The organism is Limnohabitans sp. Bal53 (assembly GCF_003063355.1).
Taxonomy (GTDB): Bacteria; Pseudomonadota; Gammaproteobacteria; order Burkholderiales; family Burkholderiaceae_C; genus Limnohabitans_A.
In genome coordinates this window covers 398,454-410,784 of record NZ_NESH01000001.1, presented here as the reverse complement: position 1 = coordinate 410,784, position 12,331 = coordinate 398,454, and the positions used below count along the sequence as shown (strand labels likewise).

The 12,331-nt window shown below is 56.0% G+C and carries 12 protein-coding genes; 7 read left to right on the top strand and 5 right to left on the bottom strand.

Features of this window, described 5'->3' with window-relative positions; genetic code table 11:
• Positions 1 to 53: 53 nt before the first annotated feature.
• The 5 genes from B9Z50_RS01910 to phnD form a co-directional block, all read right to left on the bottom strand.
• Positions 54 to 1,085: a putative 2-aminoethylphosphonate ABC transporter substrate-binding protein gene (locus B9Z50_RS01910; RefSeq protein ID WP_108361996.1), complete on the bottom strand. Its 1,032-nt coding sequence runs from the start codon at positions 1,083 to 1,085 to the stop codon at positions 54 to 56.
• Positions 1,086 to 1,224: 139 nt separating this feature from the next.
• A complete protein-coding gene (gene phnE / locus B9Z50_RS01905) occupies positions 1,225 to 2,034 on the bottom strand; it encodes a phosphonate ABC transporter, permease protein PhnE (protein WP_108361995.1) in 810 nt (269 codons plus the stop codon).
• On the bottom strand, positions 2,031 to 2,852 hold the full coding sequence (gene phnE / locus B9Z50_RS01900) for a phosphonate ABC transporter, permease protein PhnE (protein ID WP_108361994.1): 822 nt from the start codon (positions 2,850 to 2,852) through the stop codon (positions 2,031 to 2,033). Before phnE (B9Z50_RS01900) ends, phnE (B9Z50_RS01905) begins: the two co-directional genes overlap by 4 nt.
• Positions 2,849 to 3,673: a phosphonate ABC transporter ATP-binding protein gene (gene phnC / locus B9Z50_RS01895; RefSeq protein ID WP_108361993.1), complete on the bottom strand. Its 825-nt coding sequence runs from the start codon at positions 3,671 to 3,673 to the stop codon at positions 2,849 to 2,851. Before phnC ends, phnE (B9Z50_RS01900) begins: the two co-directional genes overlap by 4 nt.
• 9 nt (positions 3,674 to 3,682) lie before the next feature.
• The gene (gene phnD, locus B9Z50_RS01890) at positions 3,683 to 4,636 is read right to left on the bottom strand and encodes a phosphate/phosphite/phosphonate ABC transporter substrate-binding protein (RefSeq protein ID WP_108361992.1); all 954 of its coding nucleotides are present in this window, start codon (positions 4,634 to 4,636) and stop codon (positions 3,683 to 3,685) included.
• Positions 4,637 to 4,855: 219 nt separating this feature from the next.
• On the opposite strand from phnD, the gene B9Z50_RS01885 reads away from it, so the two are divergent.
• From B9Z50_RS01885 to phoB, 7 genes are all read left to right on the top strand, one after another.
• Positions 4,856 to 6,838 carry a bifunctional UDP-sugar hydrolase/5'-nucleotidase gene (locus B9Z50_RS01885; RefSeq protein ID WP_158270610.1) on the top strand — a complete coding sequence of 661 codons (1,983 nt, stop codon included), beginning with the start codon at positions 4,856 to 4,858 and terminating at the stop codon, positions 6,836 to 6,838.
• Positions 6,839 to 7,141: 303 nt separating this feature from the next.
• The gene (gene pstS, locus B9Z50_RS01880) at positions 7,142 to 8,161 is read left to right on the top strand and encodes a phosphate ABC transporter substrate-binding protein PstS (protein ID WP_108361990.1); all 1,020 of its coding nucleotides are present in this window, start codon (positions 7,142 to 7,144) and stop codon (positions 8,159 to 8,161) included.
• Positions 8,162 to 8,253: 92 nt separating this feature from the next.
• Positions 8,254 to 9,231, top strand: coding sequence for a phosphate ABC transporter permease subunit PstC (pstC, locus tag B9Z50_RS01875; RefSeq protein WP_370463044.1), 978 nt, complete (start codon positions 8,254 to 8,256; stop codon positions 9,229 to 9,231).
• 7 nt (positions 9,232 to 9,238) lie between these two features.
• Positions 9,239 to 10,093: a phosphate ABC transporter permease PstA gene (pstA, locus tag B9Z50_RS01870; RefSeq protein WP_370463056.1), complete on the top strand. Its 855-nt coding sequence runs from the start codon at positions 9,239 to 9,241 to the stop codon at positions 10,091 to 10,093.
• Between the two features lie 54 nt (positions 10,094 to 10,147).
• Positions 10,148 to 10,921 carry a phosphate ABC transporter ATP-binding protein PstB gene (gene pstB, locus B9Z50_RS01865; RefSeq protein WP_108361987.1) on the top strand — a complete coding sequence of 258 codons (774 nt, stop codon included), beginning with the start codon at positions 10,148 to 10,150 and terminating at the stop codon, positions 10,919 to 10,921.
• A 13-nt stretch (positions 10,922 to 10,934) separates the two neighbouring features.
• Positions 10,935 to 11,633 (top strand): phosphate signaling complex protein PhoU, encoded by a 699-nt coding sequence (phoU, locus tag B9Z50_RS01860; RefSeq protein ID WP_108361986.1) that lies wholly within the window; start codon positions 10,935 to 10,937, stop codon positions 11,631 to 11,633.
• Entirely contained in the window at positions 11,630 to 12,325 is a 696-nt protein-coding gene (gene phoB, locus B9Z50_RS01855; RefSeq protein ID WP_108361985.1) for a phosphate regulon transcriptional regulator PhoB, read from the top strand. The genes phoU and phoB overlap by 4 nt, the downstream gene beginning before the upstream one ends.
• Positions 12,326 to 12,331 lie beyond the last annotated feature (6 nt).

Genomic DNA, 12,331 nt, shown 5'->3' with positions numbered 1-12,331 from the left:
GTCAAGTGGGTGCAAAGCGCAGTGAAGCCCGATGCACCTCAACGGTTGTCAAATCACTTTTTGGGAGCTGATTTGCTGTCGTAACGCTTGGTCCACTCGGCCAAGATGCGAGCGCGCTCGGCCCCCATCTTGCTCAGGTCCAAGTTGATCATGGCGGTGTCTGCGCTGGCAGGGTAGTTAGGTGGGCTGGGGTTCATCCCGGGGTAGCCCACGATGGCGTAAAACTTGCCGTACATCTCGTACGCCGATTGGGTCACAGCAAAATCGGCCAACTTTTGAGCAGCAGCCAAGTTCTTGGTGCCCTTGACAATCGCTGTGGCTTCCATATCCCAAGGAGCACCTTCTTTACCCAAAATGATGTCGATGGGGGCACCAGCCGTTTTCTCTTTGGCGCCGCGCATGTCAAAACCGATGCCGATCACACGCTCACCTTTGGCGGCTTGCACGCAAGGTGCCGAACCTGAGTGGGTGTAAACGGCCACGTTTTGATGGAGCTTGTCCATGTATTCCCAGCCGCCTTTTTCACCCATCAACTGCAACCATGCATAGACCGCTTGGTAACCAGTGCCTGAAGAGGCAGGGTTGGGCATGACGATGGCATCTTTGTAAGCCGGGTTGGTCAGATCGGCCCAAGATGTGGGCTTGGGCATGTTCTTTTTGCCACCTTCGATGGTGTTGTAGCACATGACTGCCAACCAAGCGTCCATACCGGTCCAGGTCGTCGGATTCTTGTTGCTGCGAAATTTTGGCTTGACCTTATCAACGCCTTTGGGGCTGTAAGCATGCAGCATGTTCATGGAGTCGAACAAGGCGATGCTCGAGGCACCCAAGCCCCAGATCACGTCGGCGCGTGGGTTGTCTTTTTCAGCCAAGATGCGGGCCGTCATGATGCCAGTGGAGTCGCGAACCCATGCGATTTCGACATCGGGATTGGCTGCTTCGAATGCTTTTTTGTAGGGGCCGAGTTGGTCGTTTTCAAGCGCGGTGTAAACCGACAAGACTGTTTTTTGGGCCATGGCTGGCATGGCCAACAAGGCGATCACAGCGCCAGACAAAACGGTTTTGAACAAGGGATTCAGTTTCATGGGAACTCCGTAAAAAATGCAATGTGTTTTCGTCAAAATTTTTTTACAAAATCGATGATTCAGTTTTGTTTGACAGCTTTAGCGTATGGCTTGCGTGTTGCAGTTTCATGACAGATTGCCAACTGTTGATTGAACAAGTTCAAATCAATTTTTTGCGCACTTGCGCGGTGATCCATTCGCTGAACACCACCGTGGCCAAAATCAAAATCAACAGCATGGTGACCTTGGGCCAAGCCAGGGTGGCCAAAGCACCTTCAAGCTTGATGCCAATACCACCCGCACCCACTAGGCCTAGCACGGTGGATTCGCGGATGTTGATGTCCCAGCGGAAGACGCTGATGCCAGCCAGCGTCGGGGCGACTTGCGGTACCACGCCCCAAGCCATGGTTTGTGCGCTGGAGGCGCCTGTGGCCTCAATCGCCTCGACCTGATCGGCGTCGATTTCTTCGATGGCTTCGTAGAGCAATTTGCCAATGAAGCCAATGGAGCGCAGTGCGATGGCCAAAATGCCGGCCAACACGCCGGGCCCCAAAATCGCCACCAACAACAAAGCCCAAATGAGCGAGTTGATGGAGCGTGAGGCCACGATCACAAACAAAGCCATGGGTCGAACGAAGGTGCTGCTGGGCGTGGTGTTGCTGGCGGCCAAAAATGCAATCGGTACCGCCATCACCAAGCCCAACAAGGTGCCCAACGTGGCGATGTTGAGGGTCTCCCACAGCGGCCACCACAGCTCGTGCACCGAGGCCCAAGCCGGCGGCATCATGCGCGAACCAATGTCTTTGAACTGCGCGGGCGCGTCCGTCACAAAGGCCCAGATGGTGTCTTGTGTCATGACCTGGAACGTCCAGCTTACAAACGCCAAAAGCAAAACCCACAGCATGAAGATGGCCAACTCAGTCCGGGGCGAACGCTTGCGCCAATTCGGTGAAATGGACGGAGAGCTCATTGGATGAACTTTCTCAGGCGGCCAGAGGCGTATTCGGCCAGCATGACGATGATGATGATCACCCACAAAATAGCAGCGGCCGAGTCAAATTCGTAGCGGTCCATGGCGGTGTTGAGTGTGGCGCCAATGCCGCCTGCGCCGACAATGCCGATCACCGCCGACTCTCGGAAATTGATGTCCAGTCTGTACAAAGACAAACCCAGCAAGCGCGGCATGACCTGTGACAAAACGGCAAAGTCCAGTACCTGCAAATACCCCGCGCCGGTGGCGCGCAAGGCTTCGAGTTGTGAGGCCTGAATTTCTTCGATGTCCTCTGCCATGAGCTTGGCCATGAAACCGATGGTGGCAAAGGTCAGCGTCAAAAATCCTGCAAAGGGGCCAAATCCGAACATGGCCACCAAAAAGATCGCCACAATGATTTCGTTCAAGGTGCGCGACAAAGCGATGAATCCCCGGCAGAACAGGTAAATCCAAGTGGGGGCCAAGTTGCGCGACGCGCCCACGGCCATAGGGATGGACAACAACACGCCCAAAGCGGAGGAGGTCACCGTCATGGTCAGGCTTTCTTGAAAGCCCAGTTGGATGTCGCCCCAACGGCTTGAAAAGTCGGGGTACATGAAGCCTTGCACAAAGGCCCAACCGCGCTCCAAACCTAAGACCATGCGGGCCCAATTGATCTCCACCGAACCAATGCCCAGCACCAGGTAAACCGCAGCGCCGAGGTAAAGTGCCCAGCGTGTGCGCGCACTGGCAATGAAGGGGGGAGGCTTCCAAGTGCGCACGGGGCGTGCACCCAGCGGCGGTGTCTCGGCGCTCATGCGGCTGTCAGGCTCAGATGGTTGTCGGCCCGGTTTTGGGATGCTTGCGCTGTGGCTTGCATGCGCTGGGTGATGGCGGTCCAGTCTTCGTCGCCATAAATGCGCGTCAGCACATCACGGTCCACTTGCGATGCGGGGCCATCAAACACCACGCCGCCCGCACGCAAACCGACGATGCGCGGTAAAAATTCGGTGGCCAGCACCACATCATGGATGTTGACGATCGCGGCCAAGCCGCGCTCTTGGCACAGCTCCAAAATCAAACGCATGATTTGGCGCGAGGTCTTGGGGTCTAGGCTGGCAGTGGGTTCGTCCACCAACAGCAATTTGGGGCTTTGCATCAGAGCGCGGGCAATGCCCACGCGTTGGCGCTGCCCACCCGATAGCGCATCGGCGCGTTTGTTCTCCATGCCGCTCAGGCCCACACGGTCGAGCAGCGCGAAGGCCTGTTCGATGTCTTGGGCTTCAAAGCGGCGAAACCAACTGGCCCAAAACCCGGTGTAACCAAGTCGGCCCGACAACAGGTTTTCCATCACGGTCAAGCGCTCGACCAAGGCGTATTCCTGAAAAATCATGCCGATATGTCGGCGCGCCTGGCGCAGCCCGGACGATCCGAGCTGACCCAGGTCTTGGCCGTCGAGCACGATCTGCCCTGCTGTGGGCTGCACCAGTCGGTTCACGCACCGGATGAGCGTGGACTTGCCCGCGCCAGAAGGCCCGATCAAACCCAACACCTCACCCGAAGCCACGTTCAAGCTCACGCTCTTGAGCGCGAGGTCACCCGTGGGGTAGCGTTTGTCCAACTGTTGCAGCTGCAGCATCTCAGATCCTCACTTGCAGGCGTAGCTGACGTTCATGGCCTGGTCGATTTCACGCACCACAGCCCAGTGCTGCTTGTAGGTGATGGGCATGAACTTTTCCTGTGGTGGTTGGCCTTTGTTGAATTCGGCCTCCATGGTGGTGCCTTCCCATTTGAATGTGAAGAAGGCCTGCTTGACCTTCTCAGCCAACTCGGGTTTGAGGTTGTAGACATGGCCGTAACCCGTGGTGGGGAAGGTGCCGGATTTGAAGATCACCTTGGTTTGCTCAGGCTTGACCACACCACGGCTTTCCATACGCCCTTTGACCGAATTGGCAATGGCGGCGGCAGGGTAGTCTTTATTGGCTACGCCCAAAATTGAGTTGTCGTGCTTGCCGCTGAACACGGGCGTGAAGTCCTTGCCCGCTTCCATCTTGAACTGCTGGCGCAACAAAGCCGATGGGGCCTTGAAGCCCGAGTTGGAGGTCTCAGACGTGAAGGCCATGCGTTTGCCCTTGATGTCTTCGATCTTCTCGATGCCGCTGCCTGGGAAAGTGATGATCTCCATCTCGTAACCAAAGCGGTTGTCTTTGGAGGCCATCATGGCAAAGGGCACAAAACCAGCGCAGTTCACAGCGATGGGGTTAGAGCCTGTGTTGAAGCCCGACACATGCAAGCGGCCTGCGCGCATGGCTTCGAGTTGGGCGGCGTTGCTTTGCACGGGGAAAAACTGAACCTTCTTGCCGGTCACTTTGGACAGGTGATCGAGGAAGGGTGCCCACACTGGGGCGTACACCGCGGGGTCTTCCACAGGGGTGTAAGCAAACACCAAAGTGGCGGGGTCCATCCATTGCTTGGCGTCGGTGGGGGCATCGGCCACCATGTCGCCGTTGGCGTCTTTGAATCGGGCGTCCATGGCCAAAGTCGGGCCAGCCAATGCCAATCCGATGAAAGAAGCCAAACCAATGCTGTGTCGGAGTTTCATGAGGTGCCTCAGTGGGTTAAAAATTTGAGGCTAGCAGCGCAAAAAGTCAATCTTGTGACATTACCAAGTCAGGCGCATTGAAGTATCTGATTTTTTAAGTTCTAAAAAGACAAGCTTTTCTTGTCATTGACACATTAGATGTCTAACTTCATGACATTCATTTACCCATGAAGGTCATTGATGAAAAGGCGATGGATACCAAGAATTTTGATGCTCTCCGTGGCTTGCACATGTGTGCTCACCGCCATCGGCGCTGCGGACTCGGCCGCACCCGAAGCCACCTTCACCTTGCAGTTGTTGCACATCTCGGATGCCGATGGTTCCGACACGACGGCGCTTAACAGCGTGGCCAACATGTCGGGATTGATCCAGAAGTTTCGGGCCCAATACCCCCAGCAAACTTTGACCGTCAGCTCCGGTGACAACTACATCCCTGGTCCGCGTTTCAATGCGGCCAATGACCAAAGTTTGAATGCCTTTCTCGGACGTGCAGAAGTAGGGCGTGCAGACATTGCATTTTTGAATGCCATGGGCGTTCAAGCCTCGGCCATTGGAAACCACGAACTCGATCTGGGCACCAAGCAGCTTGCCGACATGATCAAGGCCGATCGAACATGGTCTGGTGCGTTGTTTCCTTACCTGTCTTACAACGTTGACTTTGCAGCAGACCCAGACGTGGCCAGTTTGAAAGTGCCCAATGGTGGCAAGGCTCAGGAACAACCGGGCAAGTTGTCGGGTTGGTCAGTTGTCGAAGTAGGCGGTCAAAAAATTGGTGTGATGGGTGCTGGCTCTCCAGCATTTGCCAACATCACCTCGCCCGGAAAACTGCAATTCAAACCGGCGCTCACCCGCAGCGAAGTGGATGTGGCTGGCTTGGCAGCGGTCATCCAAAAGGGTGTGGACGAGATGACTGCAGCGGGCATCCACAAAATCGTCCTTTTGGCCCACATGCAAAGCCTGAGCCTTGAAAAAGCCTTGGCCACGCATCTCAAAAACGTCGACATCATCGTGGCTGGCGGCTCCAACACCTTGCTGGCCGATGCCAATGATGTGCTGCGCAGGAGTGACAAGTCTGCGGGTGACTACCCCTATCAGACGAAAGATGCCGCTGGCCAGCCCACGGTGGTGGTCAACGTGGACGCAGACTACAAATACCTCGGCCGCTTCATGGCGCCCTTTGACGACAAGGGCTTGCTGATCCCGCAGCGTTTTGACACCCAGCTCTCTGGTGCCTGGGTGACCAGCGAGACCGATGACAACGCAGGCGGTGTGACCGTCTCGGGTTGGGTCACGCAAGTGCGTGATGCCATCCGGGCCGTGCTCAAGTCCAAGGACGGCAATGTGTTTGGCAAAACCACTGAGTTTCTGGAAGGCCGCCGCGCGGCTGTGCGCAATGAAGAGACGAACTTCGGTAACTTGACGGCCGATGCCAACCTTTGGTATGCCCGACAGCTGGACCCCACTGTCCAAATTTCCCTCAAAAATGGTGGCGGCATCCGCTCTGAAATTGGTGAAGTTCTGGCCATGCCCGGCGCCACTGCTGCGGCTGTTCTGACCGCACCCAAAGCCAACGCAGAAGTCAATCGGCATGCGGGTGAAATTTCACAACTGGCCATTGAAACGGCTTTGAAGTTCAACAACAAGCTGTGGGCCTTTGACGTCACGGCCGCACAACTCAAGTCCTTGCTGGAGCACGGTGTGGCGGTGTTGGGCAGCCAAGGTCGCTTTCCTCAAGTCGGTGGTATGTGCTTCAGTTATGACCCAAACCGCACAGCGCAAACCATGGATGCCAACTTTGCTGTCACCACGCCGGGCGAGCGCATCCGTTCGCTCAAGGTGGGCAGCGATGTGGTGGTGCAAAACGGTGTACTGGTGGGAAATGCGCAGCGCACCTTTCGCATGGTGACCTTGAACTTCTTGGCCGAAGGCACGAGCACCGCTGTGGGCGGTGGCGATGGCTACCCCTTCCCAGCCACAGCCGATTTTGTGAACTTGGTCAAATTGGATACCACCATGACCGAAGCCACAGGGGGTGGCGCAGCCAGCTCCAGCACCGCCACTTTGGGCAGCGAGCAAGACGCATTCATGAAGTACATGTTGAGCCACTTTGGCCACACAGCCTTTGATCTGAAAGACACCCCCGCCGCGAAAGACTTGCGCATCCAAAACCTGAGTCAGCGCTCCGACACGGTGTTGAATTGAATGGGTGGATTGTCACGAAGCCAATAAGTCCAATATGCAATCCAGCCGCATTTGTCAGTGCTTGTAAAAAAACTGACATTAAGCTGACATGTTGGGAATTGAGCGGCCAATGCGCGGCAGTGACCGCCCTTTTTGTGTGTTCTAACGAACACAAGCTCAACCGAACGGGGTTGGATCAAAAACATCCTTTAAAAAACTGGATTTTTGACACAAGACTGTCACAATGCGCCGCTAAAGTGACATCAGTCCCCAAGATAAACCGACTTGGGCGGCCTGGAACTTACACCTGAACAAGGAGCCTTCATGTTGAAATTGAAATCTTTCGTAGCTGCCATCGGCCTGAGCGCCGTTGCAGCAGCCAGCTTTGCCGCCGATATCAACGGCGCTGGCGCTTCCTTCCCTTACCCCATCTACTCTAAGTGGGCCGAAGGCTACAAAGCCGCCACTGGCACGGGCATGAACTACCAATCCATCGGTTCTTCCGGTGGTTTGAAGCAGATCCGTGCCAAGACCGTGACTTTTGGTGCTTCTGACGCGCCTGTCAAGGCCGCTGACTTGGACAAAGATGGCATGGTTCAATTCCCAGCCATCATTGGCGGCACTGTGCCTGTGGTGAACTTGGAAGGCTTCAAGCCCGGCGAGCTGCGTGTGACAGGTCCTGTCTTGGCTGAGATGTTCACTGGTTACATCGTCAACTGGAACGACAAGAAAATCGCCGAGTTGAACCCAGGTAAAAAATTGCCTGACCAGACCATCACCGTTGTGCACCGCGCCGATGGTTCGGGCACCACTTTCAACTTCACCGACTACCTGACCAGCGTCAGCCCTCTGTGGAAAGACAAAGTGGGTAAAGGTGCTGCAGTCAAGTGGCCTGCTGCCTCTTCTGTGGGTGGTAAGGGCAACGAAGGCGTGGCCGCTAACGTAAACCGCATCAAGGGTTCTGTGGGTTATGTTGAGTACGCCTACGTCAAGAAGAACAACATGAACTTCATGCAGTTGCAAAACGCCAACGGCAAGTACGTCAGCCCCAGCGAAGAGGCTTTCGCTTCTGCAGCAGCGGGTGCTGATTGGTTCAGCGTTCCTGGCATGGGCATCTCCATGGTCAATGCCAAGGGCAATGACAGCTGGCCCATCAGCACAGCCTCTTTCATCTTGATGTACAAGAGCCCAACAGACAAGGCCGCTTCTGCTGAAGCCCTGAAGTTCTTCGACTGGTCTTTCAAGAACGGCAAGAAAATGGCTTCGGACCTCGACTACGTGGCCTTGCCTGACAGCTTGACCGATCAGATCCGCGCCAAAGTCTGGTCACAAATCCAGAAGTAATTCAGACTCAGGTCTGCCATCCGTCGGTTGTCATTCGGTGACCGACGGATTTCTTGTTTAATTTGGTGCTTTTTTGATTGATGGGTCAAGACATGCAAACCCCCCTTTCCAGTGCTGACAACAACAGCCGTATGTTGGTTGTGGTCAAGCGCCAGCAACTGCAAGACGTGTTGTTTCACCGGCTGACGCAGTTGTTCTCATTGTTGGTTCTGGTGGCCTTGGCCGGAATCATTGTGTCTCTGTTCATCAACGCTTGGCCCACGTTTGCCAAGTTTGGTGCACGCTTCATTTGGTACGTGGAGTGGGACGTCATCAACGAAGAATTTGGTGCTGCGATTGCGATCGTCGGTACGCTGGCCAGTGCAGGCATTGCCATGTTGGTGGCCGTGCCTCTGGCCTTTGGCATTGCGGTGTTTCTGACCGAGACATGCCCGGTGTGGTTGCGCCGTCCCTTGGGAACGGCCATTGAGTTGTTGGCGGCAGTGCCCTCCATCATCTACGGCATGTTTGGTCTATTTGTGTTCGCACCTCTGTTTGCCGATTACATCCAGGTGCCGCTGCGCGATGTGCTGGGCGGCATGCCCCTGATCGGCTTCCTGTTTGGTGGCGCTCCCAACGGCATGGGCATTTTGGCGGCCGGCATTGTTCTGGCCTTCATGGTCTTGCCTTTTGTGGCCGCTGTGATGCGCGACGTGTTCGAAATCACCCCGCCCATCTTGCGTGAGTCGGCCTACGGCTTGGGCTGCACCACCTGGGAGGTGGTTCGCAAGATCGTGCTGCCTTACACCCAAAAAGGCGTGATCGGCGGCATCATGCTCGGCTTGGGTCGCGCCTTGGGCGAAACCATGGCTGTGACCTTTGTGATTGGCAACGCCAACCGCATGCCCACCTCGCTTTTTTCACCCGGCACGTCGATCGCGTCCACACTCGCGAACGAATTCGGCGAGGCCGATGACTTCCATATTTCTTCTTTGTTCGCGCTTGGCTTCTTGCTGTTCGTGATCACTTTCGTGGTGTTGGCCGCTGCCAAAATCATGATCAACCGGGCTGAAAAAGCCAAGGGGTTCTGACATGTCGATGAACATGAATCTGGCTTTGTACCGCCGCCGCCGCTTGGCCAATGCCTGGGGCATGGTGACATCCATGGTCGCCATGGCTTTGGGCCTGGCGGTGCTGCTGTGGATTTTGGTGGTGCTGTTTTCCAATGGTTTTGCCGCGTTGGATATGAACTTGTTGACGCAAGACACACCAGCGCCTGGCACCGAGGGTGGTGGATTGCGCAACGCCATCGTAGGCAGCCTGATGATGGTGGGGCTCACTGTGCTGGTGGCTACGCCAGTGGGCATCTTGGCGGGCATTTACTTGACCGAATATGGCGACCAGAGCAAAACGGCTGAGCTGACCCGTTTTGTGACGGACATCATGCTGTCGGCACCGTCCATTGTGATTGGTTTGTTTGTGTACGCCATCGCTGTGGCGACCTTGGGTGGCTTCTCCGGCTATGCTGGTAGCTTGGCTCTGACCCTGATCGCCGTGCCGGTGGTGATGCGCACCACTGAGAACATGCTGCGCCTGGTGCCCGGCAGTTTGCGCGAAGCCGCATTTGCGTTGGGTGCACCGCGCTGGAAAGTGTCACTGTCCGTCACATTGCGTGCGGCCAAGAGCGGTGTGATAACCGGTGTTTTGTTGGCGGTGGCCCGTATCAGTGGTGAAACCGCACCTTTGCTTTTCACGGCACTGAACAACCAGTTTTTCAATGCGGACATGACCAAACCCATGGCCAACTTGCCGGTGGTGATTTTCCAGTTTGCCATGAGCCCCTATGACAACTGGATTCGTCTGGCTTGGGGTGGCGCATTGTTGGTCACCTTGGCGGTGTTGTTGCTCAACATTTTGGCCCGCGTGTTCTTCAGAGAAAAGCAGTCGGTCTGAGACCGCTGAACCCGATCACCCGCGTTACTCATTTTTGAATTCACAGGAATCCACATGCCTGACAAGACACCGACACAAAACGCCCTCGAAGTGCGCAATCTGGACTTTTACTACGGTAAATTCAAAGGCCTGAAAAACGTCAACCTGGACATCGCAGAGCACCGCGTGACGGCCTTCATTGGTCCATCGGGTTGCGGCAAGTCCACCTTGCTGCGCACGCTCAACCGCATGTACAGCCTGTACCCCGGCCAGCGTGCTGAAGGTGAGATCAAGTTTTATGGCCAGAACATCCTGGACAAAGGACAGGATTTGAACTTGCTGCGTGCCCAAATCGGCATGGTGTTCCAAAAGCCCACACCATTTCCGATGTCCATTTACGACAACATCGCCTTTGGCGTGCGCTTGTATGAGAACTTGAGCCGCACCGATATGGATGAGCGCGTGGAGTCCGCGCTCACCAAGGCGGCCATTTGGAACGAAGTCAAAGACAAATTGGGCCAAAGCGGTCTGTCGCTCTCTGGCGGTCAGCAGCAGCGTTTGTGCATTGCCCGCACGGTGGCCGTCAAACCCAAGGTCATCTTGCTCGATGAGCCCACTTCGGCCCTGGACCCGATCTCGACCGCCAAAGTTGAAGAGCTGGTCAGCGAGTTGAAAAAAGACTACACCGTGGCCATCGTGACACACAACATGCAGCAAGCAGCCCGTGTGTCCGACTTCACGGCTTACATGTACCTGGGCGAGTTGGTCGAATTTGGCCAGACCGAGCAGATTTTCATGAAGCCCGCCAAGCAAGAAACCGAAGATTACATTACCGGCCGTTTCGGCTGATCAGGAGATACACATGGACAAACACATTTCCAGTCAATTCGACGCCGAACTCACCGGTGTATCTTCCCGCGTTTTGGAACTCGGTGGTCTGGTTGAATCGCAAACCCGCCATGCCGTCTACGCTCTGGCGCAGTTCAGTTCCGAAGTGGCCGATCAAGTGGTGGCCACCGAAAAACAAGTCAACGCCTTGGAAGTCGAGATTGATGCCGAATTGGCCTCGATCATTGCCCGCCGCCAGCCAACAGCTCGCGATTTGCGTTTGTTGATGGCCATCTCCAAAATCACTGGCAACCTCGAGCGTGCTGGCGACGAAGCAGAACGCATTGCCCGCATGGTCAAGCTGATTCTGGATCAAGGCAGCCCACGCAACCTGCCTTCGTCTGAGTTGCGCATTGCCGCTGATTTGGCCACCGGTTTGCTGCGCAAAGCGCTCGACGCCTTTGCCCGACTGGATGTGAACACCGCGCTGGTCATCTTGAAAGAGGACGACTTGATTGACGCCGAGTTCAACGGCTTTGTGCGCAAGTTGGTCACCTACATGATGGAAGACCCCCGCACCATTTCGGCCAGCCTGGACCTGTTGTTTGTGGCCAAGGCCATTGAGCGCATCGGTGACCACGCCAAGAACATCGCCGAGTTTGTGATTTATGTGGTCAAGGGGGCCGATGTGCGCCACACCGCCTTGACCGAGATTGAAAAAGCCGTGCGATGAGAACCATTCCTCGCATCTTGATTGTCGAGGACGAACCAGCCATTGCTGAACTGATTGCAGTGAACTTGCGGCACAACGGTTTTCAACCGGTGTGGGCGATCGATGCAGAAACTGCTCAGCGAGAGCTTGATGAAATCCTGCCCGACGTGATCTTGCTCGACTGGATGCTGCCTGGCGAGAGTGGCTTGGCTTTGGCACGCAAGTGGCGTGCTGCGTCGCGTACCAAAGCGGTGCCTATTCTGATGCTGACGGCTCGCGGCGATGAGGCTGATCGGGTCGCTGGCTTGGATGCGGGCGCGGACGATTACATCGTCAAGCCATTCTCACCACGTGAGCTGCTCGCCCGCATTCGTGCGGTGCTGCGCCGCCGTGTGCCCGAGGCCTCGGGCGGCGTGGTCAAAATGGGCGAATTGCAGCTGGATGCCGATACACACCGGGTCAATTTCGCAGACAAGCCACTGAAAGTGGGGCCCACCGAGTTCAAGCTCTTGCATTACCTGATGCGTCATCCCGAGCGTGTGCACAGCCGCGGGGCCTTGCTCGACAAGGTCTGGGGCGACCATGTCTACATCGAAGAGCGCACGGTGGATGTGCACGTCAAACGCCTGCGCGAGTCGCTGGGCGAGGCGGGCAACATGATCGAGACCGTGCGTGGTGCAGGCTACCGTTTCACCCCGACTCCCTCCGTTTGAAGCCAG